Consider the following 25,491-nt stretch of genomic DNA (forward strand, 5'->3'; position numbering starts at 1 on the left):
AAGAGATGGAGACGACACCCATGACCACCCCGAACGACCCGTTGGTTCTCTATGGAGAAACCTTCCAGAGCCGCCTGCTGCTCGGCACCGCGCGCTACCCCTCGCCCGACCTGCTCGAAGCGGCCGTGCAGCGCGCGAAGCCCGCGATGCTCACCGCGTCGCTGCGCCGCCAGACCGCCAATCAGGGCTCCGGCGGCAACGACACGAGCAACGGCTTCTGGGCGCTGCTGCGCAAGCTGGCCGTGCCCGTGCTGCCCAACACCGCCGGCTGCCACAGCGTGCAGGAGGTGATCGCCACCGCGCAGATGGCGCGCGAACTGTTCGACACGCCCTGGATCAAGCTCGAACTCATCGGCGACGACTACACGCTGCAGCCCGACACGCTGAACCTCGTGGACGCCGCCTCGCAGCTGATCCGCGACGGCTTCAAGGTGCTGCCTTATTGCACCGAGGACCTCGTGGTGTGCCAGCGATTGGTCGACGTGGGCTGCCAGGCCGTGATGCCGTGGGCCGCGCCCATCGGCAGCGGCCGTGGTCCCGTCAACCCGTACGCGCTGCAGGTACTGCGCGAGCGGCTCAAGGTGCCGATGCTGGTCGATGCCGGGCTCGGGCTGCCTTCGCATGCCTGCCAGGTGATGGAGTGGGGTTACGACGGCGTGCTGCTCAACACCGCCGTAGCGCTCGCGCAGGACCCCGTCGCGATGGCCGGTGCCTTTGCCGATGCAGTAGGCGCCGGCCGCACCGCGTGGCGTGCGGGCGCGATGGCCGCGCAAGACTCTGCGCAGCCCAGCACGCCTGTGCTCGGCACGCCCTTCTGGCACCACACGGCATGAGCAGCATGACCGACGCACGCTCCATCGCCCACGCCATCGTCGCCGCCCACGGACTGCGATTCGGCGCCATCACCGCATCGACCGTGGGTGCCACGCCCTTCTCTTCAGAGGGACCGGTCTATCGCGGCGCCAAGCAGGCCTGCACGGCGCTCGGCTTCATCGAGGTCGATGCCGAATGCCTCGCGCTGGCCTGGCATGCGCAGACCGAACGCATCGGTCATTTCGACGCCGCCCGATGGCCCGACGCGCCCGCCGACTTCGGCATGCGTTCGTTTCCGCCTGCATCGCGCGACGACGCCTTCCTGCCCTGCCCCGAACGGCTTGGCCTCTACGCCGTGCTGCCCGATGCGGCATGGGTCGGCCGCATGGCGCGCGCCGGCGTGCCGACGGTGCAACTGCGCTTCAAGTCCGACGATGCCGAGGCCGTCGCGCGTGAAGTCCAGGCGGCGGTCGAGGCCGTGCAGGGCACGGGCGCCCTGCTCTTCATCAATGACCACTGGCAAGTCGCCATTGCCGCGGGCGCCTATGGCATCCACCTCGGGCAGGAAGACCTCGATGCCCTGTCGCCGGAGGAACTGCAGCAACTGCGTGCCTCCGGCCTGCGCCTGGGCGTCAGCACACACGGCTATGCCGAGATGGTGCGCGCCGATGCGGTGAGCCCGAGCTACATCGCGATGGGTGCGGTCTACCCGACCACGCTCAAGAAGATGGCGACCGCACCGCAAGGCGTGGCCCGGCTCGCGGCGTATGCACGCCTGCTGCGCGGCTATCCGCAAGTGGGCATCGGCGGCATCGATGCCGTGCGACTGCCCGAGGTGCTCGCCACCGGCGTGGGCTCCGTCGCGGTGGTGCGCGCGCTGGTGACGGCCGCCGATCCCGAGGCCACGGCCGCGCAATGGATGACGGCCATGGGCGCCGTCATCGGCAACTGAACACATCCCTCCCTCAATGACTCAACGACGCTTTCCACATTCCCTGGCCCTGACGCTCTCGCCCATCTCGTACGCGGTCGCTGCCGTGCTGTTCGCGGCCGCCTGCAGCGCACACGCGCAGCAGACAACGCTGCGCGAAGTCGTCGTCAATGAAGGTGCGGCTGCCCCGCAGGCCGACGTCAGTGGCTTCGGTGACGTGCCCCTGCGCGAGCTGCCGCTCTCGGCCACGGTGATCGACAGCAAGCAGCTGAACGCCAGCGGCGCACGGCGGCTCGCCGACCTGACGCAGTTCGATTCGTCGGTGACCGATGCCTACAACTCCGCCGGCTACTGGGACTACCTGACCGTGCGCGGCTTCGTGCTCGACAACCGCTTCAACTACCGGCGCGAGGGCCTGCCGATCAGCGCCGAGACCTCGATCCCGCTCGACAACAAGGAGCGCGTCGAGATCCTGCGTGGCACCAGCGGCATCCAGGCCGGCACCAGCGCGCCGGGTGGGCTCGTCAACTATGTCGTGAAGCGCCCGACCGAGCAGGACCTGCGCACGGTGCGCATCGAGACCACCAGCCGCGGCAGCGTGCTCGGCGCGCTCGACCTGGGCGGCCGCTTCGGCGAGAACCGCCAGTTCGGCTACCGGCTCAACGTGGCGAGCGAAAACCTGAAGCCGCTCACTCACAACCTCGATGGCAACCGCAACATGTTCTCGCTTGCGGCCGACTGGCGCATCACGCGCGACTCGGTGCTGGAGTTCGAGGTCGAGCAAAGCCGCAAGACGCAGCCGAGCCAGAACGGCTACAGCCTCTTGGGCAGCGTACTGCCCGCGCCGGTCGACCCGCGCATCAACCTCAACAACCAGCCGTGGTCGCAGCCCTCGGTGTTCAAGGCGCTGACCGGCACCGTGCGCTTCAGCCAGGCGCTGAACGCCGACTGGCGCTGGAGCGCGCAGATCGGCCAGCAGCGCCTGAAGACCGACGACCGCCTGGCCTACGCCTTCGGCTGCGGCGCGGAAGGCAACTACGACCGCTACTGCTCCGACGGCACCTTCGACGTCTACGACTTCCGCAGCGAGAACGAACGCCGCACCCAGACCGCGGGCAGCCTGAACCTCAAGGGCAACGTGATGACCGGCAGCGTGCGGCACGAGTTGGGATTCGGCCTGCTGCAAAGCCGGGTGCGCAACCGCTTCCAGAACCAGGCCTACAACTACGCGGGCACGGGCAACATCTGGGCCACGGCCATGGTGCCGCCCAGCCCCGACGCCATCACGCCGCAGACCAACCGCGACGAGCGTTCGACAGAACTCTCGATACAGGACGCGATCCGCTGGAACGATCGCTTCACCACCTGGCTCGGTGCCCGCCACACGCGATTGGACCGCAGCAGCATCGGCAACGACGGCTCGGACCCGACGGGCTACAAGCAAGGCGTGACCACGCCATGGATCGCCGCCAGCTACGCCATCCAGCCCGGGCTGCTTGCGTATGCAAGCTGGGGCAAGGGTGTCGAGTCGCAGGTCGTTCCGAACCGGGGTGACCAGTACAGCAACGCCGGCCAGGCACTGCCTGCACTGAAGTCGCGCCAGTGGGAACTGGGCATCAAGGGCGGCAACGACGCCTTCAACTGGCAGCTCGCGTGGTTCGACATCCAGCGTCCGATGACCAATCTCGATGCGTGCAATCGCCTCGGCATCACGCCGTGCGAAGCGAAGTACGACGGCCGCGCCGTGCACCGCGGCCTCGAGGCCGGCGCGCAGTGGACCCAAGGCCCGTGGCGCGTCGGCGGCAGCATGACGCTGATGGATGCCAAGCGCCGCGGCAGCACCGTCGAACCCGCGAGCAACGGACAGTGGCCGACCAACGTGCCCAAGCAGGTGCTTCGCGCGCAGGCGGCTTATCGCGTGCTCGCGGTGCCGGGTCTCGAAGTGGCGGGCCAGCTGTCGCACGAAGGACGACGCAACGTGCTCGCCGATGGGTCGATTACGCTGCCCTCGTGGACGCGCGTCGATGCGGTGCTGCGCTACGACACAAAACTGCGCGGCGTGAACACGAGCTGGACGCTGGCCGTCGACAACCTGTTCGATCGCCGCTACTGGAAGGAATCGCCCTACCAGTTCGGGCATGTGTACCTGTTCCCCGGTGCACCTCGCACGCTGCGTCTCGGCCTGAGCGTCGCGCTGTGAAGATGCACGAGCGAAAGTTTTTTATGCAAAAGTTGAGGAGCCTTGAGAAGGCCAAAAAAACCACGCTATAATCTGAGGCTTGTTCCTCGATAGCTCAGTTGGTAGAGCGCCGGACTGTTAATCCGTAGGTCCCTGGTTCGAGCCCAGGTCGAGGAGCCAAGATACATGAGGGGTAGTAGGTTAGCGCCTGCTACCCCTTTTTCGTTTCTGCCGAAGTGGTGCCAGCAATTGGTGCCATAGCGTGGTGCCTCCACGCCGCTTCACGCCCCTTCCTCTCCTCTAAAACACCATGGTGCCGCGTGGTGCCACTTCATGCCCCTTCTGGTGCCAGAACTGCGGGTAAATACATCTGGCACCAATTGCCTCACTTCTGATACCATCTCACCTTCGAGAACAACTACCAAGGTACTCATATGCCCCTTCCCGACGCTTCCCAGCTCGCAGCAGAAGCAGCTTTCATGGCCATGCAGGCCGACCAGACGGAGCACCAGCTCAGCATCGAGGCCTTGCAGGCCGACCTCTCCACCCTGGTGAACCTCACCTCCCAAGTCAAGACCGACTTCGCTCCCTTCTTCCCACTCTACATCGGCTTCCCAGCCATCCAGACCTTCATTGACACCTATGTGGCCAATGGCGGCGCGGTGGTTCCCCCGCCCTTTGGCGAAGGCGGCAACGATGGTGGCGGTGGAGGTCCCGGTGATACCGGCGATGGTAGTGGGGATGGCGGTGACGGCGGCTCTGGCGAGTAGTCCTGAACCTAAACCCCCATCTTCGCCCGCAGCCTCCTCCTGAGGAGGGGACCTTTAAGTTACCTAAAGGTAGCTTGAATACTCCTTATGCCAGCAGGGTCTGGCCTCCCTCTTTCCCTCTTGTTTCTTCCTCCCTCCCGGCTCATCGCAACCTCATCGGAATAACCATGAACATGCAAACCACATACATCGATCCAGTTGAAGCTCAACGCAAGCTGGAGGACGAGTCTGTAGAGATGGGTATCGCAGCCTACCGCCGCACCCTGAACGAAGACGGCCCCGGCAACCTCCTGCCTGGCCAGCAGCTCGTGAGGGCCGCTATGCAGCCTCTAGTGGCCGCCATCAAGGCCTGGCTCGTTACGACCCGTGAGGGCCTGGCTAGCCGGTCTGCTGGGGTCTTCTACTTCCTTGATGACCTGGATGCAGAAGCTGCAGCTTGGATCACGGCCTCCTCGTGCATCTCGCGGCTTCACGAGTCCCCTACGGTCACCTCGGTGGCCGGCACCATCGCCTCACGTCTGGAGCAGACCATCAACATCGAGGCCATCTGTGCCATGAACCCCCGGCTGGCCACGCAGGTCACGAAGCGGGTAGGCAAGATGTCCAGCGACCGTAACCGCCTGGTCTTCATCCGCAATGGTGGGGAGCGGGTCGATGCCAAGCTGGTCCAGTGGGACGACAGCACGCGGCTGCGCCTTGGCTCCTTGCTCATCGAGCTGTTCCACCAGTCCGCAGGCCTCGTGGTGCCTGAGCTGGTCGTCCGCGGCAAGACCGACCGCAACGTCATCCTCCGGCCCTCGGAGTCCTGCCGCCGCTGGCTGGAGGAGTCGCATGCCCGCTGCGAGCTGATGAGCCCTGTCCGCATGCCGATGGTGTGCTTCCCACGCCAGTGGACGAACCCCTTCAACGGTGGATACCTGTCCAAGGAGCTGCGCCAGCCACTCGTGAAGACCTACAACCGCAACTACCTCACCCAGCTCAAGGACTGGGACATGGATGGTGTCTATGCCACGGTCAACCGCATGCAGGACACCGCCTGGGCCATCAACGAGCCCGTCTATGGGGTCATGAAGGAGCTGTGGGAGTCTGGTCATACCATCATGGTGGGTGCGGACAAAGATGAGCCCCTGCTGCCTCCTCGTGAAGAACAGCACCTGCCGGCCAAGAGCTGGATTGAAGGCGAGACCCCCGAGCCGGCCATTCTGAGCGCCTGGAAGATGGACGCCGCCAAGACCTACGAGAAGAACGCCAAGACGGCCAGCAAGCGCATCCAGCTCACCCAGAAGCTCTGGGTGGCCGAGAAGATGGTGGAGTGTGGCAACCGCTTCCACTTCGTCTACAACCTCGATTGGCGTGGCCGCCTGTACCCGGTGGCCGGCTCACTGTCCCCACAGGGCGACGACTCCGCCAAGGCCCTCATGCACTTCTCGAAGGCCGTGAAGCTCGGTGACAACGGAGCCTACTGGCTGGCGGTGCATGGGGCCAACTCCTTCGGAGTCGACAAAGTGTCCTTCGAGGACCGTATCGAGTGGGTGGAGCTGCATACCGAAGACATCCTAGCCACGTCCAAAGCCCCCACAAGTGAGAGCATCTGGTGGACTGAAGCGGATGCGCCGTTCACCTTCCTGGCGTTCTGCTTCGAGTGGTCCCGGCTGCAGACGTGGGTTGATGCAGGCAACGAGCAGGCCGACTTCGAGAGCACCCTTCCGGTGGCCTTCGACGGAGCCTGTAATGGCCTACAGAACTTCAGCGCGATGCTTCGGGACCCCATCGGTGGCAAGGCGACCGGCCTGGTCCCCGGGGAGAAGCCTGCGGACATTTACTCGGCCGTGGCGAACCTAACTCAGGTCCACATCGACGCTGATGCAGCGGCAGGGGATGTAGTCGCCCAGCGCTGGGTTGGCAAGATGACCCGTGACCTGGCCAAGCGAAACACCATGACCGTGCCCTACGGCGTGACTGTGCGTGGCATGCGGGATCAACTGTTCGCGAAGCTCACGGGGTCTGAGGCAAAGCACCGCGGGGAGGATGCGAACTACCTGTCCATCTGCAACCACGAGAGCATCAGCCAGGTGGTCGTGGCGGCCAAGCTGGCCATGGACTGGCTGAAGGAGGCGGCCAAGGTGGCGGCGAGCAACCAGCTTCCTGTCCGCTGGACGACTCCAATGGGCTTCCTTGCGGTGCAGGACTACAGGGAGGCCATTGGGGAACGTCTGGACTTTGAAGTGGTCGGGAAGCGTTACCGGCTGACCATCGAGCGGACCGGAGACAAGCTGAACACCCGTAAGCAGTCTCTGGGCATCAGCCCGAACTTCGTCCACTCGCTGGATGCCTCGCACCTGATGCGTACTGTGCTGTTCTGCGTGGAAGACGGAATGACGGACTTCGCCATGATCCACGACAGCTACGGCTGCCACGCGGGCCATGCGGACCTCCTGCGGGACAACCTGCGGGGCGCCTTCATCGAGCAGTACAGCCTGCCGGTCTTGGAGAACTTCCGCAACGAGCTGCTGGAGCAACTGCCTGAGGAGCTGCAGTCCAAGCTGCCCCCGCTGCCGCCGATGGGTGACCTGGACCTGGAGCAAGTCAGGACCAGTGAGTATTTCTTCGCCTAATCGTCTCACTTATGGGGCTGTCTCTCATGAGAGGGCAGCCCCCTTTTTCATTGGTGAGATGCCTAAACCCCCTTCCTCGCAAAGACCACCCACAACCGCTTGAAGGACACCTCATGCAATTCGTTCCCTACCCGAAGACGCCGCGCCTCAAGCGGTCTGTCGTCATCACCGAAAAGATCGATGGCACCAACGCCCAGATCGTCATCAGCCAGTGGGGCTACACGCAGGGCGACGATGACCGCACGAACGTGGTGGCCATCCGCGGCGACCGAATGATGCGAGTCGGTTCCCGCAGCCGCTGGATTACTCCCGGCAAGGACACCGACAACTTTGGATTCGCAGCATGGTGCGTCGCCAATGAAGAAGAGCTGTTCAAGCTCGGTGTCGGCCAGCACTTCGGTGAGTGGTATGGCGCCGGCATCCAGCGTGGCTACGGCTTGGACCACAAGCGCTTCGCCCTGTTCAACACGGCGCGCTGGGGCCAAGGCAGCGTCAATACGCCCGCCTGCTGCGAGGCCGTGCCAATCCTGCCCTTCCAAGATGCAGACGATGCCAACCAGTTCCTGAAAGACAGCGGCTCTATCGCTGTCCCCGGCTTCATGCAGCCCGAAGGGGTCATCGTTTACCACTCGGCCGCGAAGCAAGTCTTCAAGGTGCTTATCGAGGCTGATGAAGTCTCTAAGTCCGAGGCAGGCATCGCCTAAACCCCCTTCCTCGCTTAACACCCACTTCCAACCATCTAAAGGCTACCTCATGACCACGATCCAAATCAAAGACCGCTTCAAAGGGGCAGTCCTTTTCACCTGCGAAGCGCCGGACGGCCTGTCCAGCGGCATGCAGCTTCGTCACGCCTTGGAGAAGGCTTCGACCTCCCGAGCGAACCTGTCCCGAGCGAACCTGTCCGGAGCGAACCTGTCCGGAGCGAACCTGTCCCGAGCGAACCTGTACGGAGCGGACCTGTCCGGAGCGAACCTGTCCGGAGCGGACCTGTCCGGAGCGAACCTGTCCGGAGCGAACCTGTCCCGAGCGAACCTGTACGGAGCGGACCTGTCCGGAGCGAACCTGTCCCGAGCGAACCTGTACGGAGCGGACCTGTACGGAGCGGACCTGTACGGAGCGGACCTGTCCGGAGCGGACCTGTCCGGAGCGAACCTGTCCGGAGCGAACCTGTCCCGAGCGAACCTGTACGGAGCGGACCTGTCCGGAGCGAACCTGTCCCGAGCGAACCTGTACGGAGCGAAGAACGCCGAGCTGGCCGTGGCGAAGACCCGCATCCTCCCTGAAGGTGCCCTCATCGGCTGGAAGAAGTGCCAGAAGAGGGTCATCGTGAAACTTCGCATCCCTGAAGAAGCGAATCGTTCCCATGCCTTCGGTCGCAAGTGCCGAGCCGAGTTCGCAGATGTCATCGAGGTCATCGGTGCTGAGGTCGCAATCAGCACGCATGACGGCGTTACCGAGTACCGGGCCGGCCAACGTGTCACCCCTGATTCCTTCAGCCTCGACTGGCAGTCGGAGTGCGAGGCAGGCATCCACTTCTTCATCACGAAAGCAGAGGCAGAAGCCTACTGAGCTGGTACTGAACCATCCAACCGAAAACACCATGACCTCCAACGAAAACCTCTCGAAGCATTACGTCGCCCGCATGGTCGATGGGGTGCCGCGCATCGATCCAGGCCTAGGCGCCTTCACCACGTTCGGTGATGCCCGAGACACCGCCTACCAGTGCGCCAAGGCCGAGCCCGGCGAACACTTCACGACCCTTGAGTCCGCCAACCTGGTCCCTCTGGTCGTACCGGTTCCGCAGGTGTTCGATGGCGAAAGACTGTTCGACACTGCCCCTGAAGGCGTCTACAGCAACACCGTCTACACCGAGACTGCACACCGCCGCTTGGTTATCGGCACAGGCGGTTATCGAACTGTCGTCTATCTCAGCGATGACAAGATTCGCGGAGTTCGACCGGGTGTCCTTGAAGGCAACACCTTCGTGCTGCTGGACGAGACCATTGACCAGGCCCTGGCCGCCTTCATCAAGCGGCGCGCTGCCATCTCGTGAACATCGACTCTCTCAACTCCGTGATGCCCTTCTCGGCCCTTCACGCTGCCTTCACGGTCCTTGACGCTGCCCAGAACATCGAACGCCCGCATCTCCGAGTCGTCGGGGTTGCAGTGCTGTTCAACGAGCTTTGCAAGCGCCTGGGGATCGACAGGGGCGAGATGCTGAACAAGGCTGACCGCATCGCCAAAGACGCGGACAGCAACTACACGTACCACCTCCGTGCCCTTCACGGGTACATCGACAACGAACTGAAAGGCCATTGATATGGGCGAGACCGCCACCAACATCGCGACCGCCACCCTTATAGGTGAGCCCCGCGTCCGCCTTGACATCTCCGCATCGGACGCAGGGAAGCTGCGTGAACTGCTGGGCAGAACAAGCGGCGCAGACCTCTACGAGACGTACCAAGCCCTCGCTCGACTTGGCGAACGCATCCCTTTCTTCTCGTTGAAGCTGGATGAATCCATCCAACTCGACTTCACACAGGACTCCATCTAAATGGCAACCGCAAAACGCCCCCAACTGAAGAAGGCCATCTCCCCTGTCGGCACGGCCAGCTTCCCGAAGCTCAACGCCCCCGACACGAAGTTCAAGGCCAACGGCGAGTACAGCACCAAGCTGTTCTTCGACCCCGAGCAAATCGAAGCTGCCATCGAGCAGATCGAAGCCGAGAAGGCAGCCGCCTTTGAAGCTGAGAAAGCTCAACTGGAAGCTGATGTCAAGGCCGCAGCGCCGAAGGACAAAGTGAAGCTGCAGGCCAAGCTTCGCGCCATGAAGATGGGCGACAACAGCCCTTATGGCGAGGTCTACGACAACGAGACCGGCGAGCCCACGGGCCAGATGTTCATGAAGTTCTCCAGCAATGCCCGCGTCATCCGCGAAGGCAAGCCGGACCTCATTCTGAAGCCTGACTTCTTCTCTGCCTCGGGCAAGGAAATCAAGGTCCCACCGGAAATCTGGGGTGGCTCGAAGCTGGCCATCGCGTACAGCCTGCAGCCCTACAACACCCCTGCGGCCGGCTTCGGCATGAAGCTGCGTCTGGATGCCGTGCAGATTCACGAGCTGTCCAATGGAGCCAAGAAGGGCGCGGCCGGCTACGGCTTCGGCCAGTCGGAAGAGGGCTACGAGGCCCCTGAAGATGACGGTGACGGCTCGCCGTTTGCAGGCAGTGGCGATGAAGCCTCGGCCGGCACCCCTGGGAAGAATGACGACTTCTAAGGGTCGTCCTCGGACGCACATAGCAGCGTCCTACCGCTCCGGTCTTGAGGAAAAGGTTGCAAACCAGCTCAGGACCGCGGGCATCCCTCACGAGTACGAGACTAGGAAGCTCGGCTTCATCAAGCCTGAGTCTGCACATACCTACTGCCCTGATTTTTGGATCGGGAGCATGGTGGTGGAGACGAAGGGCCTGATGGATAGCGACGACCGCGCCAAGCACCTTCTCATCAAGGCGCAGTACCCGGACCTGGACCTTCGCTTCGTCTTCAGCAACTCGCGGACCAAGCTCTACAAGGGCTCGAAGACAACCTACGCCGACTGGTGCAGGAAGCATGACTACAAATTCGCTGACAAGCTAATCCCCGCGGACTGGCTCATTGGCACCCAAACGAAAGAACCCAAATGAAAACCAAGCACATCGTCAATCGTGCAGACAACAGCATCGAGGCCGGCTCGGCAGAGACCACGGATACTCTTGCAGACATCATCATCGGAGAGCCGGATGTTGCCAACCGAGTTCGGGTGACCATTGACGATCAGTTCATGGGCTCGGTGGACCTTCGCGAAGCGGCCAAGCTGTTCAAGAAGCTGGCCGATGTCCTGGACGCGGTTGACCTGTAATGGCCCTGCGACCCCTGAAGGCCGCTGACGTTCGCTTCCTGGTCATCCACTGCAGCGCTACGCCACCCACGGCCAACATCGGTGCCAAAGACATCGATCGCTGGCACCGTGACAAGGGCTGGCTCTGCATCGGCTATCACCACGTCATCCGCCGCGATGGCACGGTGGAAGCCGGCCGTCCGATGGACCAACCTGGTGCCCACGTCGAAGGCCACAACGCCGAGTCCATTGGCATCTGCCTAGTCGGCGGTGTTGATGCGAACCTCAAGCCCGAGAACAACTTCACCATGGCGCAGATGCAGGCCCTCATCGACCTCCTCAAGCGCCTGCGCCCCACGTACCCTATAGCCACCATCCAAGGCCACCGCGACTTCCCTGGCGTAGCAAAGGCTTGTCCTTCGTTTGCAGCACGGGACTGGGCCGCGAACCTCGGGCTGTAGTGGTCGCGCTGCTTGAGCATGGCCACACCAGGTGGGGAGGTAAGAAAGCCATGAGCCCAACTTACAACACCTGGTCTTCGATGCGCCGCCGTTGTAGTAAAGAGTCCAACCACAACTATGCCGAGTACGGCGGGCGTGGTATTGGCTACGACGAGAAGTGGGACACCTTTGCAGGCTTCTTGGAAGACATGGGTGTTCGGCCAGAGGGGAAGACCCTCGACAGAATGGACCCTGATGGCCACTATGACAAAGACAACTGCCGCTGGGCCACGCCAACAGAACAGGTCAACAACCTCCGCACTAATCATGTGGTGACTATTGGACCGTTCTCCCTTTCAGTGAGCGAGTGGGCAGACCTTCTCGGCATAGGTCGGGCCATGATTTACAGGCGCCTTGCTGTCGGATGGAACCCTGTTAAAGCTGTCTGCATCCCCGGGAAGCTGGGCCGCAGATTGGCCTCTGACTTAGCTTCCTACCGCTTTCCTCTCTAAACCCCCTTCCTCGCTTTAACCACAAGCAACCTCCCGCCCCGCTTTCGAGCCGGGTGGGCCTTCGTCATTCTTGAAAGCCCCTTCATGTACTCCAAGACCGCTTCGGCATCCATCACTGGCCTCATCGCCACCTCGACGCCCACGCAGAACGACATCATCCTCAAGCACCTTGAGCAAGGCAAGCCGATTACCCAAGGCCACGCCACGCTGGTCTATGGCATCTCACGCCTCTCCTCGTGCATCGACCGGCTGCGGAGCCGCGGTGTGGAAATCGACTCCATCACGAAGTTCGATGAAGTGGGCAAGCAGTACGCCGAGTACCGCATCCGCCGCGACATCCAGAAGGGGCAGATTGTCCAGGTCAAGAAGGGCCACTGCTTCGGCCTGCCGAGCTGGGTCAAGAAGACCGCTGGCGGCAAGGTCGTGGGTCTGGTGGAGGACGTTGCCTTCGTGCAATTCGAGACCCCCCAAGGCCCCCGCACGCAGCAGCTCAACGTGAAGGAGCTTCTCTGTGCGTAAAGCTACACCAGCGTACATCGGCTACGCCAGCCCGATGCAGGCGGCCTTCGTCACGGCCGCTGTCAACAACATCAAGGCCCCCACCGCCATGCGTATCGCCAAGGCTGCTGACCATCAGCGGCTTATGAGTGAACGTGAAGTGGCCGTGAAGGTCAGTTTCCGCACGGCACAGAAGCTGCGCGCCCAAGGAGTACTCGAATGATTTCCAAAGACATCGGCGCGTTCCTCACGGAGCTGCGTGGCATCGTCAATGAGCCTATCCCTGCGGAGCCCGGCCAGGACGCCTGGGGCCGTGGCTACGACAACGGCTATGAAGTGGCCCTGAAGGTCCTCAAGCTCGTTATGACCAAGCACGGCATCGCGGTGGTGGCTGACGCTTCGTGAGCCACGACGACAGCGAAAGCGTCTGCATCCAGAAGGGGCCATGCGCAGCGTGTGGCTCCTCCGATGGTAACGCTGAGTATTCAGACGGCCACAGCTTTTGCTTCGTCTGCAACCACCACACCCCCGCCGATGGCGCAACCTCAACCAGGAAGACCGCCAAGGTGCCTAAAGACTTCGACCCCATCCACGGTGAGTACCGTGCCCTCGGCAAGCGGGGGCTGACCGAAGACACCTGCAAGCACTTCGGCTACCAGGTCGGAGAGCGCTACGACAGCCCCGTCCAGATCGCGAACTACTACAAGGATGGTGAGCTGGTCGCGCAGCACTTCCGCGATAGCAACAAGAACTTCGCGTGGTCCGGCACACCCCGCGGCTGTGAGCTGTTCGGCCAGCACCTGTGGCGTGACGGTGGCCGCAAGGTCGTCATCACGGAGGGCGAGATTGACTGCATGTCCCTCTCGCAGCTTCAAGGCAACAAGTACCCAGTCGTGAGCATCCCTAGTGGAGCTGCCGCGGCCGAGAAGGACCTTCGAGCCAACATCGAGTGGCTTGAGAAGTTTGAGGAAGTGGTCCTCATGTTCGACATGGACGCAGCCGGTAAGGCAGCCATCGAGAAGTGTGCCCCGCTGTTCACCCCTGGGCGGTGCAAGGTGGCCTCACTGCCCCTGAAGGACGCCAATGAGATGCTGATGGCCGGAAGGGCCAAGGAGCTTATTGATGCTGTTTGGGGCGCCAAGGAGTACCGCCCCGATGGGGTCGTGTCCGTGGGTGACCTGATGGAAAAGGTGATGACCCAGCAGGTGGAGGGCACCCCATGGTTCCTCCCATCCCTGACGGCGATGACCTATGGCCGCAGGCCTGGTGAGGTCTATGCATTCGGTGCCGGCACGGGCGTGGGGAAGACGGACCTGTTCACGCAGTCCATCGCCTTCGACGTTCTGAACCTGAAGGTCAAGACCGGCGTTCTCTACCTTGAGCAGCCTCCTGTGGAAACCATTCGCCGCATCGCTGGTAAAGCGGTAGGCAAGGTCTTCCACGTTCCTGGCAAGGCCACACGTGAGGACCTACAGACAGCTGCACAGTCCCTCGAAGACAGCGGCAGTCTGTACCTCTACGACCACTTCGGTTCCACCGAATGGGACCTCATCAAGTCCCGCATTCGCTACATGGTGGTTGGCCTTGGCTGCAAGCATATCTATCTGGATCACCTGACCGCCCTAGTGGCCAGTGAGGAGGACGAGCGGCGGTCTCTCGATGCCATCATGGCCGAGATGGCCGGTCAAGCTCAGGAGCTGGGCTACGTCATGCACTTCATTTCCCACTTGGCGCGCCCCGAAGGCAAGCCGCACGAGGAAGGTGGCCGCGTGATGATCCGCCACTTCCGTGGTAGCAATGCAATCGGCATGTGGTCTCACCTGATGGTAGGCCTTGAGCGCTCGCAGCAGGACGATGACGAAGCCGCGCGCTGCATCACCACGCTGCGCTGCTTGAAGGACCGCAACACCGGCCAAGCGACCGGCAAGACCATCCGCCTGCGCTACGACAGCGAGACCGGGCTTCTCTCCGAAGCTGGTGAACCTGATTCGCCATTTGGGCCGGTACAAGCTGGCTCGGCCAGTGACGCCTTCTGACTGCCACTCCTATGTCTATGCACACATCCTGCCGCAAAGCGGGGAGGTCATCTACATAGGAGCTGGCAGGAATGAGCGCGCCTGGAGCCAGTCCAGAAGGTCAGCGGCACACATCGCAGTGCTACGCAACCTCATGTCTGCGGGCTACACGCCTGCTGACTACGTGGTGATTCTCGTTGGAGCCCTGAGCCCCGCCGAGTCTCAACGCAAAGAGCTTGACCTGATTCACACCATTCAGCCTTTGTTTAACCGACAAGGCAATGGCGCCGCTAACGCAGGCCGCGGAGTCGCAAACCGCAATGCAGTTCTCAACGATGACTTGGTGCGTGCCATCCGAAAGGAGGCTGCCACCGGCGTCTCCCTGCGCTTCATAGCGCGAAAGCACGGGCTAACGCCTTCCATCACACGCAAGGCCGCTCTTGGCCTGTCGTGGACCCACGTAACCTGAAAGAACCATCATGAAGAACCTTTTCCAAGCTATCGGCGCCGTCAAGCAAGCCGGCAAGACCATCTTCGCGGGCACCTTCCCGACCGTGCCGGCCAACTGGCCGAACCGTGCTGTGCGCCGGGCCATCAAGCAGGGCCATGAGTCCCGCCTGCCCGGTGAGTGGCGTGGCTTCCTCGCGGTAAACCCGGACTGGCGCAAGGCCATCATGGTGAATCGGCTGGCCTGATGGACGCAACAGTCCTCATGGGCCTGGTGGATGTGCGCGATTCACTGCTTTCGAGGGCAGAGGCAATTCGCAAGGAGCTTGGCCTTGTTCAAGCCGACATCGCCAAGACCTGTCATCACCCAATCACCGTACGCCGTACTTCCTACATGGAGGGCGGCTACGACTACGTAAGCGTCTCCGCCTGCTGGGACCATTGCATCACATGTGGCGCTGCGATGAACCGGAAAGAGACCACCGGAGGCTTCGCATGAAGACCTTCCCGGCCCTCATCGCCGCCTTCTGCCTCTCCCTGGCTGCTCTCGGCTGCATCACGCCACCTCCTTCGCCTACAGGCCTCTCCACGCAGCCAGCAGACACCGTGAATCCCAAGGTGTCCTGCCAGTTCCGTGGAGAGAGCTTCTGCCAGCCGAAAGGCGGCGTGTGGATATGAGCGCCCGTGCTGCGGCCGAACAGTTCCAAGCGAACTGCAAGGCAGTCATGGATCACCTCTCGTCCTGCCCGGCCCTGACAGCTTTCTTCATGCGCCTTCCGAACGGCACGTCCACCTGGGCGTGTGTCCGCACCACCACCCACTGACCCAGCCCCGCACTGGGGCGAAAGCCCTTATGCGAATTCTCATTGCCTGCGAATACTCAGGCGCAACTCGTGATGCGTTCAGAGCACTCGGCCACGCGGCCATGTCCTGCGACCTCCTGCCCACGGATGTTCCTGGCCCCACTATCAAGGCGATGTCTTCGATGTCATCAATGACGGATGGGACCTGATGGTGGCCCACCCGCCCTGCACTTACCTCACGGTGGCAGGTGTCCGGTGGCTCTAACACGACGACGACAAGCACCTACCGACCTCCGAGCGCCGACCTCATCCCCGCTACCCGACGAGGCGGCAGGACATGGAAGACGGCCTCGCCTTCGTGCAGCGCCTGATGGACGCAGACATCCCACGCATCGCAGTGGAGAACCCCATCAGCGTCATCAGCAGCCGTATCCGCAAGCCTGACCAGATCGTGCAGCCGTGGCAATTTGGTCATGGGGAAATCAAGGCTACCTGCCTGTGGCTGAAGAACCTTCCGAAGCTGATTCCCACGGACATCGTGGCCGGCCGAGAGCCTCGCGTCCACATGATGCCCCGCCCGGTCCTCTCCGTTGGAAGCTGCGCAGCACTACCTACGCAGGCATCGCCAACGCCTTTGCCTCCCAGTGGGGCCACCTCAACAACTAGTCGTTCCCTTCCGGGGCGTGAAAGACCACCCCAATGCAAGAGTACGAAGAAGTAGTGTGGGACCTGGAGACCGATGGCCTACTCGATGACGTGTCGAAGATTCACCTGCTGCTGGCGACCGACGCTGCAGCAGGCATCGTCAAGGTCTTCCGTAAGAACCACGAGATGGACACCATCGCGGAGGGCATCGCCTACCTCCGCAAGTTCAAGCTGAAGATCGGCCACAACAGCATCAAGTACGACCATGCGGTCCTCGTGAAGCTGTTCGGTGAAGGCTTCAAGTGGCAGGAGGTCCGTGACACGCTGGTCCTGTCGAAGCTCGTGTGGGCCGACATCGTTTCATGGGACATGGAGCAGCGCAAGAAGCCGGGCAACCAGTTCCCTGGCCAGCTCACTGGCCGCTACTCGCTTGAAGCCTGGGGCCAGCGTATGGGCTTCCACAAGGCGAGCTACGAAGGCGACACCCGCATCGAGGATGAAGCCGAACGCAAGCGCCTGAAGTGGGCTGAGTGGAACCAAGACATGGAGGACTACGGCGTTCAAGACGCCAAGGTCACCCTGGCCCTTTGGAACCGCGTCAAGGCCAAGGAGTGGTCTGAGGAGTCCATCCTCATCGAGACGCAGGTGGCGTGGATTCTGGCCAGGCAGGAACGCTACGGCTTCCTGTTCGACCAGCGGGCTGCAGTGGACCTTTACGGCACCCTCGTGCAGCGGAAGGTGGAGATGGAGCGTGAGCTTCAAGCTGTCTTCAAGCCGCGGTACAGGCCCGATGGCGTGAACCGCCCGTGGACCCCAAAGCGGGACAGCAAGCAGCATGGCTACTCAGCTGATGCACCGCTCACGAAGGTCAAGCTGGTTGAGTTCAGCCCGAGCAGCCGTGAGCACGTCGCTGTGTGGCTCAAGGCCATGCGTGGCTGGAAGCCGGTGGACTTCACGCCTGATGGCGGTGTCCAGGTGGATGAAGCCATCCTTGCCAAGCTGCCCTACCCGGAAGCCAAGGTCCTGCGTGAGTACTACATCGTAGAGAAGCGCATTGGCCAGGTGGCTGAGGGTAACCAGGCGTGGCTCAAGAAGGTCAACATGACCGATGGGCGCATGCACGGCAGTGTCGACACCATGGGGACCATCACGGGCCGCATGTCCCACTCTCACCCCAACATGGGCCAGGTGCCCGCGTCCTACTCGCCTTACGGCAAGGAGTGCCGCGCCCTGTTCATCGTGCCGAAGGGCAAGGTTCTCGTAGGTGCTGACGCTGATGCGCTGGAGCTGCGAGATATGGCTGGCTACATGGCCGCTTGGGATGACGGTGCCTACATCGACGTGGTGCTAAAGGGGGACAAGAAGCTAGGCACGGACATCCACTCAGTGAATGCCCGGGCGCTGGGCCTGGACCCCACAGCCGTCTATTTCGATGGCGAGACCGGCCGGGACATTGCAAAAACCTGGTTCTACGCATTCCTCTACGGTGCTGGCGATGAGAAGCTGGGCTTCACTCTGACCCGTAAGCAGGTAGGTGCGAGAGCTGCAGGCAAGCGAGCCCGTGACAGTTTCATGGCCAACCTCCCTGCCCTTGGCGCTCTCGTTAAGGCCGTCAAGGCCAAGGCGAAAGCACAGAAGTGGCTTAAGGGTTTGGATGGCCGGCGCATCGCGGTGCGCTCTGAGCACGCTGCCCTCAACACACTTCTCCAGTGTGCAGGGGCCGTGCAGATGAAGAAGGCCATCTGCATCTTTGACGACACGATGCAGGCCGCAGGCTACGCCCCTGGCAAGCAGTACGAGCTGGTGGCAGTTGTACATGACGAAGCCCAGATAGAGGTCGATGAGGGCCTTGAGGAGTTCGTAGGCAAGACGATGGTGGAAGCCATCAGACAAGCCGGCGAGTACTTCAAGTTCCGCTGTCCCCTTGATGGTGAGTGGAAGGCCGGCAAGAGCTGGTACGCCACCCATTGAGCTGCGTTCCCACACCGATGCTTTTCCGCCGCCTGCCCACAGGCTGCTGTATATGCGTCAGCCACAAAACGAACGCTGATGGCTACCTCCGCAAGTTCATCGCTGGCAAACGCCAGATGTTCCACCGCGTGATTCTCGAAGCCCGTGGGGTTCACATCCCCGAAGGCTTTGAAGTCAACCATCTCTGCAACAACCGAGGCTGCGCCACACCGGCCCACCTAGAAGTCATCGAGGGCGTAGCCCACGCGGTGAAGACCAACAAGGAACGATATGAATTTACTCAAGAAGCTGCGCGGGATTATTGGCTCGCTACTGGCTGTTCTGCCCACGCCCTGGCCGAACGATATGGGCGCGGTCTCACCACCGCAATACGCTGGATCGCTGCCTGGAGACATTGAGCCCGGAGACCCTGAGCTTGACGTGCAGGAAGCTGACGACCTCGATTCCGTGGTCACTGCCTGCTACATGGGCGATGTCTCTGTGGCCAGCAACTTCGCTCGCATCCACGCGGCCGAGCTGGCCATGGCTGCATCACGCGGCCTCATCACCACCCTGCAGTTCGACGGCAACTACGGCCGCAAGTGGCGCCCCACGTACAGCGGATACCTCTGGGTCCAGTCAGGGAAGCATCAGGATGTTTGACTTCCTCACGCCGTACCTCGGGTATGTTAAGGCGGTTGCTGTGGCCGTGGTGCTGGCTGCAGTGGCGTACAGCGGCTACTGGGTCACTGACCTCTACCACGACAAGCAGGAGCTGGCCCTCGCCAACACCGGCCTCACCGAATCCTTGGCCCTCTCCAAGAAGGTCATCCAAGTCACCAACGTGGTCCTCGCGCGCCGCGTTGACAACTCCAAAGCAATCTCCAGAAGGGCTGCAAATGTTCAAGTCGAAATCGAGAAGCGCATCCCTGCTGCTGGGCTCGCTCCTTTGCCTGGGGCTTTCCGGGTGCTTCACGACAGCGCCGCGGCTGACGAGGTTCCCCCAGCCCCCGGAGGCCCTGATGAGGTCCCCGTCAGCCCTCAGCAAGCTGCCCAAACCATCACCGGCAATTACGCCATCTGCCACGACAACGCCGACCAGCTTGTCCAACTCCAGCAATGGATCAAAGGAGTAAGCGATGAAGGCAATTGAAGCACTCGCGGCCCTGTGCCACATCGCCCCCGGCTCCGTGCTGGCAGGCGGCTACCTCCGGGACCGGATGAATGACAAGCCCGTCAAGGACCTGGACTTCTTCGCGCCCTATGGTCTCACTTGTGAGGCATTGCGCGCCGCGTTCCCCGGCGCCTGTCCGGAGACCTACGCGGCTTTCCTCGCGTACTCGTCCAGCGAAGTGCGTGACGTGTTCGACATCGGCATGGTTGATGGCCACCCCGCGCAAGTCATCGTCCTTGAAGAAGGCATGGACCCGCTGGACCGTGTGAGCCGCATGGACTTCGGCTTCTGCCAGGTGGCGACCGGCGTTGGCGTATACCTGACGACCACGGCCTTCGAGGTTGACCAGCTCAACCAGACCGCGACCCTCGTTCACTGCGAAGACGAACGCGAGTTCACCCGCAGCATGAAGCGATGGGACCGCCTGAAGCTCAAGTACCCTGAGCGGACCCTTGTGATTCCTGCGGAGTTCCAGCAATGGGTGAAGTGACCGAAGTGGCTGTAGCCACCATGGACTTCTTCACGGCTGAGGTCGATGACATGCACCATGCATGCGACCGCGCTCTGGTGGACCGCGTGGCCGAGGACGGCTCTGTCTTGTCGATTGCACAGCGCGTGTGGCTGCTGTCCGGCGCCTACGTTGATTCGTGTCGGCGCCCGTGGTGAAGCACACCCTCCTCGTGGACGCGGACATCGTGGCCTTCAAGTTCGCCAGCAAGGCCCAACGGACCACTCCGTTTGGCGCCGCTGTTGACGACCTTGACACGGTGACCCCCAAGGTCGATGCGTGGCTTGCCGAGCTGAAGGACAGCCTCAAGGCCACAGACCTCATTATCTGCTTGAGCTGCCCTTCGGAAGAAGGCTGGCGCATGCAGGTGCTGCCCACATACAAGGGCAACCGCAAGGACACCGTGCGCCCGGTGCATCTAGGCCCCCTCAAGGACTACATGGAGCATGCCTACCCCAGTTACCGCAAGCCAACGCTTGAGGCCGACGACATCATGGGCATCCTCTCGACGCACCCAACGCTGGTGCCTGGCCGAAAGACCATCGTGTCCGAAGACAAGGACATGAAGACCATCCCCGGCTGGCTCTACAACCCAGCCAAGGACAGCAAGCCGCACCTCATCAGTGAGGCCGCGGCCGACGAGTACCACGCCTACCAGGCCCTCATCGGGGACGCCACAGACCACTACAAGGGCTGCCCCGGCTGCGGCCCTGTGAAGGCTCACGCGGTCCTTGCTCACGCTGTGCTGGCTGACCTCCCGCTGTGGCCTGTCATCGTGGATGTCTACCTCGCCAAGGGTCTCACGGAAGAAGACGCTCTCGTCCAGGCCCGCGTGGCCCGCATCTCTCGGGCGACCGACTACGACTTCAAGAAGAAGACAACGATCCTTTGGACTCCCGCTTCCTACCCCCTAAGCCCGGCCCTACCTGCCTGCACTGCGGCCACCACTTCCTAGAGGAGTCGGGGGACATCTGGTGCATGAAGGCCAGCGTCCAGGTCATCAACTGGTATGTGGCTCCACGGAGCTGCAACAGCTTCACAACCGAAAGGCAGCAGACAACGCAATGAATGCACCTGTGGTGTTTGGCATCCTCGTCCTCCTCGGCATCCTCAATCAAATCGCTAAGGCCCTTGTCGGCCGCTACAAGAAATAAATGTCACTACCTGATTACGAATCCCCAGAGTGGAAGTCGGCGCGCGAAGCCCTCGTTGGTGACGCGCATGAAGCCCTGACCTTTCATTCCATTCCCACAGCAGCCGGCCCCACCACGAAGCTCACGAACCCCAAGGAAGCCATCGGCTCCAGCAAGCTCAACTTCTCGGTGGTGCCCTCCAGCCTCACGGCCTACGCAGCCACTGCGTTCACCGAAGGCGCGCTGAAGTATGGCTCGTACAACTGGCGTGTTGCAGGCGTGCGCGCCAGTACCTACAAATCCGCCCACGACCGGCACGTCAGCAAGTGGTGGAACGGAGAGAACTTCGACCCGAAGACGAAGGTGCACCACCTGGCCAATGCAATGGCATGCCTCGGCATCATCTTGGACGCGGAACTGGTCGGCCTGCTGAACGATGACCGGCCGCCTAAGGCTGACATGGCTGGCCTCATCGAACGCCTAGAGGCCACCACGGCTCACCTCGCCGAGATGTCCAAGGGCCTGAACCCGGTGCACCATACCGAGAAGCAACAGCCGGCATGACGGACTCAGCGCGGCAGACCCGCATGGAGTCTTTCGTAGAGGCATGGATCAACGTGGCCATCGGCTTCGGGATCAACTTCGTTGCGAACCTGGTCATCCTCCCAGCCTTCGGGTTCACCTCACTGACCCTTGCGGCCAACTTCGCCATCGGCCTGGTCTATACGGTCATCTCGGTGGCGCGGAGTTACATCATCCGCCGCTGGGCACAGGACCACCTCCGAAGGTTCAACAAAAGCACAGCGGCCTTCTTGAGCCGGATTCTCAAGTAGTAGCGCATCACGGCATGGACAAAGGAAAGGGGCCTCACAAGGGCCCCTTTTGCTTTCTAAAGCCCCTTCTTCGCCGAACGTGCGAATGACCGCTCACGGCCTAAATACAACAGGTCCCCCAACACATGTGCAGTACCCCTGACGCTCCCGCGGCCACGCCCCCGACTGCCCCTGTGGTGGCCCCGAAGGCGATGGCTCTGCCGGACAACGATACCCCTCTCGGCCTCGCAGCCCTCCGCATCGGTGGCCAAGGTCTCTCTGCCGCTGACGCTGTGAAGAAGCTCGTCAATGGCCCAAAGACCCCGGTTATTTCTCCGCTGACCATTCCGCCTCCGCGGCCGAAGGCTCCGCCACCTCCAGGTATGGCCTCGCCAGATGGCTCGACCTCAGACGGAATGATGTAAGAGCCCATGGCAACTCTCAAATCAGAGTATGACCGCCTAAGCTCGGCGCGCTCTCCCTACCTCACACGGGCACGGGACTGCGCGAAGTACACGCTGCCCTGGCTGGTCCCGGTTCAAGGCGCCAGCGGCTCCACGCGGATGCGGGTGACCTACTCCACCTACGGCGCCCGTTGCGTGAACAGCCTGGCCTCCAAGCTGATGCTCGCTCTGTTCCCGCCCAAGCAGTCCTTCTTCAAGCTCGGTGTCACCAAGCGCCTGGAAGAACAGCTCGGCGGCGCAGCCAAGAAGGCTGACATCGACAAGGCCCTAGCCTCCATCGAACAGCGCGTCCTGGACGAAATCAACGGGACCAACACCCGCACGCCAGCCGGCGAAGCTCTCAAGCATGACATCGTGGCAGGCAACGTCCTGATTCACATGCTGCCTGAAGGTGGCCTGAAGTCCTATCCTCTCTCGCAGTACGTCTGCAAGCGCGACAAGGCAGGCACCCCGCTGCGCATCTTCTTGGAAGAGAAGGTCTCCATCCTGACCTTGCCGGACTCGATCCGCATGGCTGTCCGTGAGAAGCTGCTTGCCAAGGGCGAGAAGGCTGACAACGTTGAGGAGAACCTGTGCCTCTACACCGGCATCGTCCGCAAGGATGGCCGCTGGCATGTCTCCCAAGAAGTTGAGGGCATCAACATCCCTGAGGCCGCTGGCCAGTACCCGCTCGACGCAACCCCGTGGCTCCCGCTGCGCTGGATTCCTGACTCGACTGGTGACTATGGCCGAAGCTTGGTGGAAGACTACCTCGGCTCCTTCATCTCGCTGGAGTCCCTGACCGCCTCGCTGGTCAAGGCTACCGCCATCGGTGCCAAGGTCGTCTTCCTCCGCAACCCTTCCGCAGCCACCTCGGCCGCCAAGCTGACCCGTGCCGAAACCGGCGCTGTCATCGACGGCAAGAAGGATGACATCACGGTCGTGGAAGTCGGCAAGCAGGTAGACCTGAACACCTGCCGCCAGATGATTGCGGACCTGAAGGAAGAACTGGCTTTCGCCTTCTGCCTGAACCAGGCTATCCAGCGTAACGCCGAGCGCGTGACTGCTGAGGAAATCCGCTTCATGGCCCAAGAGCTTGATGCGACCCTCGGCGGCAACTACTCGACCCTTGCGGTTGACTTCCAGCTCCCGTACATCAAGCGCCTCATGCTGCAGATGCAGCGCCAGGGCAAGCTCCCTCAGCTCCCCAAGGGCAGCGTTACGCCAGTCATCACGACCGGCCTGGACGCTCTGGGCCGCGGTGCGGACCTTGACAACCTGAAGGCGTTCGTGAAGGACATCGTGGACCTTGGTGGCCCTGCGGCCCTCAAGACCTACCTGAACTTCAATGACCTCTTGAAGCGTCTCTCGACTGCCCGCGGCATCCTCTCCGATGGTCTCGTGAAGACAGCGGAAGAAGTCGCAGCAGCAGAACAAGCTGAACAGCAAGCCGCCATGATTCAACAGCTCGGCCCGCAAGCTATCAGCGCAATGGGTGGCATCGCTAAGCAAGGCATGGCCAACCAGTCCCAACAACCCCAACCCCCTCAATAACCTACATGGCAAACGCAACCCCCATCGTCGCTCCTGAAGTGGCTCCTGAAGTCGTCGTGGCTGACCCCTCGCTGGCTGCAAAGCTCGAAGCGGCCGGCAAGACCGAGAAGGCCCTGAAGGCTGCTGCGGCCAAGCTGGACGCATCGTTCGATCCAGCCTTGGTCTCTGCCCGTGACGAAGCTCTTGCCGCTGGCAAGCAAGCCTTCATCGTCGGTAACGCAGTCCGCATCGATAACTGATGGCACAAGAGCAAGCCGCTCCGGCCCTGTCGGCACATGATGCCGCCATGGTCGCGGTAGTGGACGCCAAGGCAGCCGAGATGGCTGCTGAGGCAGGTGGTCCCCCGGCAACCCCGGTGGCCGCTTCCACTCCGCCTGCCCGCCCCGAAGGTGTCCCTGAGAAGTTCTGGGACGCTACAACGGGCACCGTCAAAACTGACGACCTCATCAAGTCCTATGCCGAGCTGGAGCGCACTCGTGTGGCCCCGGCTGCTGCAGTGACTTCGCCTGCCGTGGTTCCTCCGGTGACCAAGACGCCTGAGGAAGTGGCTGCTGAAGCTGCCCTTGAGGCCGCCAAGACCCCTGAAGTCCGTGCTGCTGAAGCTGCTGCCCTCGTGGCTGCTGCTAAGCCGGCTGCTGTGGACCTAGCTACCTATAGCGCAGAGTACGCCGCATCTGGCGCACTAAGCGAAGCCAGCTACTCAGCCCTTGAGGCCGGTGGCTACCCGAAGGCCTTGGTGGACCAGTTCATTGCTGGCCAGCAGGCAACCATCACGGCCCACCGTGCTGCTGTCTTCGCCTCCGCTGGTGGTGAAGCCGAGTACACGGCCATGGCTGCATGGGCCGGCGCGAACCTCACGCCCGCTGAAATCGCAGCCTTCGACAGCTCGGTCTCCAGCCCGAACGCAGCACTGGCAGCTCAAGCAGTCACGGCCCTCAAGGCCCGCTTCGTGGAAGCTAACGGCGTTGACCCGAAGCTGATCGAAGGTGGTGGTCCTGATGTTGGTGGCGGTGCTTTCGCATCTCGTGCTGAAGTAGTGGCCGCCATGAGTGACCCCCGCTACAAGAAGGACCCGGCCTACCGGGCCATGGTCTCCCGCCGCATTGACGGCATGGCCTCTTTCTGAAGGACCTCGATGGCCGCTAACGCCCGAACCCTGCAACCCCGCGCCCCTGTCACCGGCCTTGTCGCTACGCCTGCTACCGCAGCCGCTACCGGCACTGCTGCTCATGGTGGTGCGGCACCGGCTGCTGCCCCTCCGGGTACAGCCTCGCCCCGAGTCTTGTTCACTCCAGTGGGCAACCTCAACACCTGATTCGTCAGGCGTTTCCCGGTTGATATATGCCGGTTATCTATTCCGTCTCCAGGCGCGTCA

The 25,491-nt window shown here is 62.2% G+C and carries 33 protein-coding genes and 1 tRNA gene; all 34 read left to right on the top strand.

The window, feature by feature from the left end; all coding sequences use genetic code 11:
* The first annotated feature begins 20 nt into the window (after positions 1-20).
* The 34 genes from GNX71_RS18435 (at position 21) to GNX71_RS18605 (ending at position 25,242) form a co-directional block, all read left to right on the top strand.
* Positions 21-833 (top strand): thiazole synthase, encoded by an 813-nt coding sequence (locus GNX71_RS18435; protein ID WP_206173658.1) that lies wholly within the window; start codon positions 21-23, stop codon positions 831-833.
* Positions 830-1,765: a thiamine phosphate synthase gene (thiE, locus tag GNX71_RS18440; protein WP_206173659.1), complete on the top strand. Its 936-nt coding sequence runs from the start codon at positions 830-832 to the stop codon at positions 1,763-1,765. The genes GNX71_RS18435 and thiE overlap by 4 nt, the downstream gene beginning before the upstream one ends.
* A 16-nt stretch (positions 1,766-1,781) precedes the next feature.
* Positions 1,782-3,944, top strand: a complete 2,163-nt coding sequence (locus GNX71_RS18445; protein ID WP_206173660.1) for a TonB-dependent siderophore receptor — start codon at positions 1,782-1,784, stop codon at positions 3,942-3,944.
* An 83-nt stretch (positions 3,945-4,027) separates the two neighbouring features.
* Positions 4,028-4,103: transfer RNA gene (locus GNX71_RS18450), tRNA-Asn, on the top strand.
* A gap of 254 nt (positions 4,104-4,357) precedes the next feature.
* Positions 4,358-4,693: a hypothetical protein gene (locus GNX71_RS18455; RefSeq protein WP_206173661.1), complete on the top strand. Its 336-nt coding sequence runs from the start codon at positions 4,358-4,360 to the stop codon at positions 4,691-4,693.
* A gap of 167 nt (positions 4,694-4,860) precedes the next feature.
* Positions 4,861-7,308: a DNA-directed RNA polymerase gene (locus GNX71_RS18460; RefSeq protein WP_206173662.1), complete on the top strand. Its 2,448-nt coding sequence runs from the start codon at positions 4,861-4,863 to the stop codon at positions 7,306-7,308.
* A gap of 113 nt (positions 7,309-7,421) precedes the next feature.
* Entirely contained in the window at positions 7,422-8,012 is a 591-nt protein-coding gene (locus GNX71_RS18465; protein ID WP_206173663.1) for an RNA ligase family protein, read from the top strand.
* A 49-nt stretch (positions 8,013-8,061) separates the two neighbouring features.
* Positions 8,062-8,877, top strand: a complete 816-nt coding sequence (locus tag GNX71_RS18470; RefSeq protein WP_206173664.1) for a pentapeptide repeat-containing protein — start codon at positions 8,062-8,064, stop codon at positions 8,875-8,877.
* A gap of 31 nt (positions 8,878-8,908) precedes the next feature.
* Complete coding sequence (locus GNX71_RS18475; protein ID WP_206173665.1) at positions 8,909-9,361, top strand: hypothetical protein; 453 nt, start codon at positions 8,909-8,911, stop codon at positions 9,359-9,361.
* Positions 9,358-9,627, top strand: a complete 270-nt coding sequence (locus GNX71_RS18480; protein ID WP_206173666.1) for a hypothetical protein — start codon at positions 9,358-9,360, stop codon at positions 9,625-9,627. The genes GNX71_RS18475 and GNX71_RS18480 overlap by 4 nt, the downstream gene beginning before the upstream one ends.
* A 1-nt stretch (position 9,628) precedes the next feature.
* Entirely contained in the window at positions 9,629-9,862 is a 234-nt protein-coding gene (locus GNX71_RS18485) for a hypothetical protein (RefSeq protein ID WP_206173667.1), read from the top strand.
* On the top strand, positions 9,863-10,582 hold the full coding sequence (locus GNX71_RS18490) for a hypothetical protein (protein WP_206173668.1): 720 nt from the start codon (positions 9,863-9,865) through the stop codon (positions 10,580-10,582).
* Positions 10,569-10,988 carry a hypothetical protein gene (locus GNX71_RS18495; RefSeq protein WP_206173669.1) on the top strand — a complete coding sequence of 140 codons (420 nt, stop codon included), beginning with the start codon at positions 10,569-10,571 and terminating at the stop codon, positions 10,986-10,988. Before GNX71_RS18490 ends, GNX71_RS18495 begins: the two co-directional genes overlap by 14 nt.
* Positions 10,985-11,203, top strand: coding sequence for a hypothetical protein (locus GNX71_RS18500; RefSeq protein WP_206173670.1), 219 nt, complete (start codon positions 10,985-10,987; stop codon positions 11,201-11,203). The genes GNX71_RS18495 and GNX71_RS18500 overlap by 4 nt, the downstream gene beginning before the upstream one ends.
* Positions 11,203-11,643 (top strand): N-acetylmuramoyl-L-alanine amidase, encoded by a 441-nt coding sequence (locus tag GNX71_RS18505; RefSeq protein WP_206173671.1) that lies wholly within the window; start codon positions 11,203-11,205, stop codon positions 11,641-11,643. Before GNX71_RS18500 ends, GNX71_RS18505 begins: the two co-directional genes overlap by 1 nt.
* A gap of 50 nt (positions 11,644-11,693) precedes the next feature.
* Positions 11,694-12,134 carry a hypothetical protein gene (locus GNX71_RS18510; RefSeq protein WP_206173672.1) on the top strand — a complete coding sequence of 147 codons (441 nt, stop codon included), beginning with the start codon at positions 11,694-11,696 and terminating at the stop codon, positions 12,132-12,134.
* 84 nt (positions 12,135-12,218) lie between these two features.
* A complete protein-coding gene (locus tag GNX71_RS18515) occupies positions 12,219-12,653 on the top strand; it encodes a helix-turn-helix domain-containing protein (protein ID WP_206173673.1) in 435 nt (144 codons plus the stop codon).
* Positions 12,646-12,855, top strand: a complete 210-nt coding sequence (locus GNX71_RS18520) for a hypothetical protein (protein WP_206173674.1) — start codon at positions 12,646-12,648, stop codon at positions 12,853-12,855. Before GNX71_RS18515 ends, GNX71_RS18520 begins: the two co-directional genes overlap by 8 nt.
* A complete protein-coding gene (locus GNX71_RS18525) occupies positions 12,852-13,037 on the top strand; it encodes a hypothetical protein (RefSeq protein WP_206173675.1) in 186 nt (61 codons plus the stop codon). Before GNX71_RS18520 ends, GNX71_RS18525 begins: the two co-directional genes overlap by 4 nt.
* Positions 13,034-14,668 carry a toprim domain-containing protein gene (locus GNX71_RS18530; protein ID WP_206173676.1) on the top strand — a complete coding sequence of 545 codons (1,635 nt, stop codon included), beginning with the start codon at positions 13,034-13,036 and terminating at the stop codon, positions 14,666-14,668. The genes GNX71_RS18525 and GNX71_RS18530 overlap by 4 nt, the downstream gene beginning before the upstream one ends.
* Positions 14,669-15,126: 458 nt before the next feature.
* Positions 15,127-15,342 (top strand): hypothetical protein, encoded by a 216-nt coding sequence (locus GNX71_RS18535; RefSeq protein WP_206173677.1) that lies wholly within the window; start codon positions 15,127-15,129, stop codon positions 15,340-15,342.
* Positions 15,342-15,593: a hypothetical protein gene (locus GNX71_RS18540; RefSeq protein ID WP_206173678.1), complete on the top strand. Its 252-nt coding sequence runs from the start codon at positions 15,342-15,344 to the stop codon at positions 15,591-15,593. Before GNX71_RS18535 ends, GNX71_RS18540 begins: the two co-directional genes overlap by 1 nt.
* A complete protein-coding gene (locus tag GNX71_RS18545; protein WP_206173679.1) occupies positions 15,590-15,772 on the top strand; it encodes a hypothetical protein in 183 nt (60 codons plus the stop codon). The genes GNX71_RS18540 and GNX71_RS18545 overlap by 4 nt, the downstream gene beginning before the upstream one ends.
* A gap of 824 nt (positions 15,773-16,596) precedes the next feature.
* On the top strand, positions 16,597-18,513 hold the full coding sequence (locus GNX71_RS18550) for a DNA polymerase (protein ID WP_206173680.1): 1,917 nt from the start codon (positions 16,597-16,599) through the stop codon (positions 18,511-18,513).
* Positions 18,514-18,783: 270 nt separating this feature from the next.
* Positions 18,784-19,155, top strand: a complete 372-nt coding sequence (locus GNX71_RS33560; protein WP_241026973.1) for a hypothetical protein — start codon at positions 18,784-18,786, stop codon at positions 19,153-19,155.
* On the top strand, positions 19,148-19,645 hold the full coding sequence (locus GNX71_RS18565) for a hypothetical protein (RefSeq protein WP_206173683.1): 498 nt from the start codon (positions 19,148-19,150) through the stop codon (positions 19,643-19,645). Before GNX71_RS33560 ends, GNX71_RS18565 begins: the two co-directional genes overlap by 8 nt.
* A complete protein-coding gene (locus GNX71_RS18570; protein WP_206173684.1) occupies positions 19,632-20,156 on the top strand; it encodes a hypothetical protein in 525 nt (174 codons plus the stop codon). The genes GNX71_RS18565 and GNX71_RS18570 overlap by 14 nt, the downstream gene beginning before the upstream one ends.
* Positions 20,144-20,332, top strand: a complete 189-nt coding sequence (locus tag GNX71_RS18575) for a hypothetical protein (RefSeq protein ID WP_206173685.1) — start codon at positions 20,144-20,146, stop codon at positions 20,330-20,332. The genes GNX71_RS18570 and GNX71_RS18575 overlap by 13 nt, the downstream gene beginning before the upstream one ends.
* The gene (locus tag GNX71_RS18580; RefSeq protein WP_206173686.1) at positions 20,329-21,129 is read left to right on the top strand and encodes a hypothetical protein; all 801 of its coding nucleotides are present in this window, start codon (positions 20,329-20,331) and stop codon (positions 21,127-21,129) included. The genes GNX71_RS18575 and GNX71_RS18580 overlap by 4 nt, the downstream gene beginning before the upstream one ends.
* Positions 21,130-21,328: 199 nt before the next feature.
* A complete protein-coding gene (locus tag GNX71_RS18585) occupies positions 21,329-21,871 on the top strand; it encodes a dATP/dGTP diphosphohydrolase domain-containing protein (protein WP_206173687.1) in 543 nt (180 codons plus the stop codon).
* Positions 21,868-22,140 carry a hypothetical protein gene (locus tag GNX71_RS18590; protein ID WP_206173688.1) on the top strand — a complete coding sequence of 91 codons (273 nt, stop codon included), beginning with the start codon at positions 21,868-21,870 and terminating at the stop codon, positions 22,138-22,140. Before GNX71_RS18585 ends, GNX71_RS18590 begins: the two co-directional genes overlap by 4 nt.
* Before the next feature lie 410 nt (positions 22,141-22,550).
* A complete protein-coding gene (locus tag GNX71_RS18595) occupies positions 22,551-24,116 on the top strand; it encodes a portal protein (RefSeq protein WP_206173689.1) in 1,566 nt (521 codons plus the stop codon).
* 5 nt (positions 24,117-24,121) lie between these two features.
* On the top strand, positions 24,122-24,355 hold the full coding sequence (locus tag GNX71_RS18600) for a hypothetical protein (protein WP_206173690.1): 234 nt from the start codon (positions 24,122-24,124) through the stop codon (positions 24,353-24,355).
* A complete protein-coding gene (locus GNX71_RS18605) occupies positions 24,355-25,242 on the top strand; it encodes a hypothetical protein (protein ID WP_206173691.1) in 888 nt (295 codons plus the stop codon). The genes GNX71_RS18600 and GNX71_RS18605 overlap by 1 nt, the downstream gene beginning before the upstream one ends.
* Positions 25,243-25,491: the final 249 nt, after the last annotated feature.

Origin of the sequence: Variovorax sp. RKNM96, assembly GCF_017161115.1 — a bacterium.
GTDB lineage: Bacteria > Pseudomonadota > Gammaproteobacteria > Burkholderiales > Burkholderiaceae_C > Variovorax.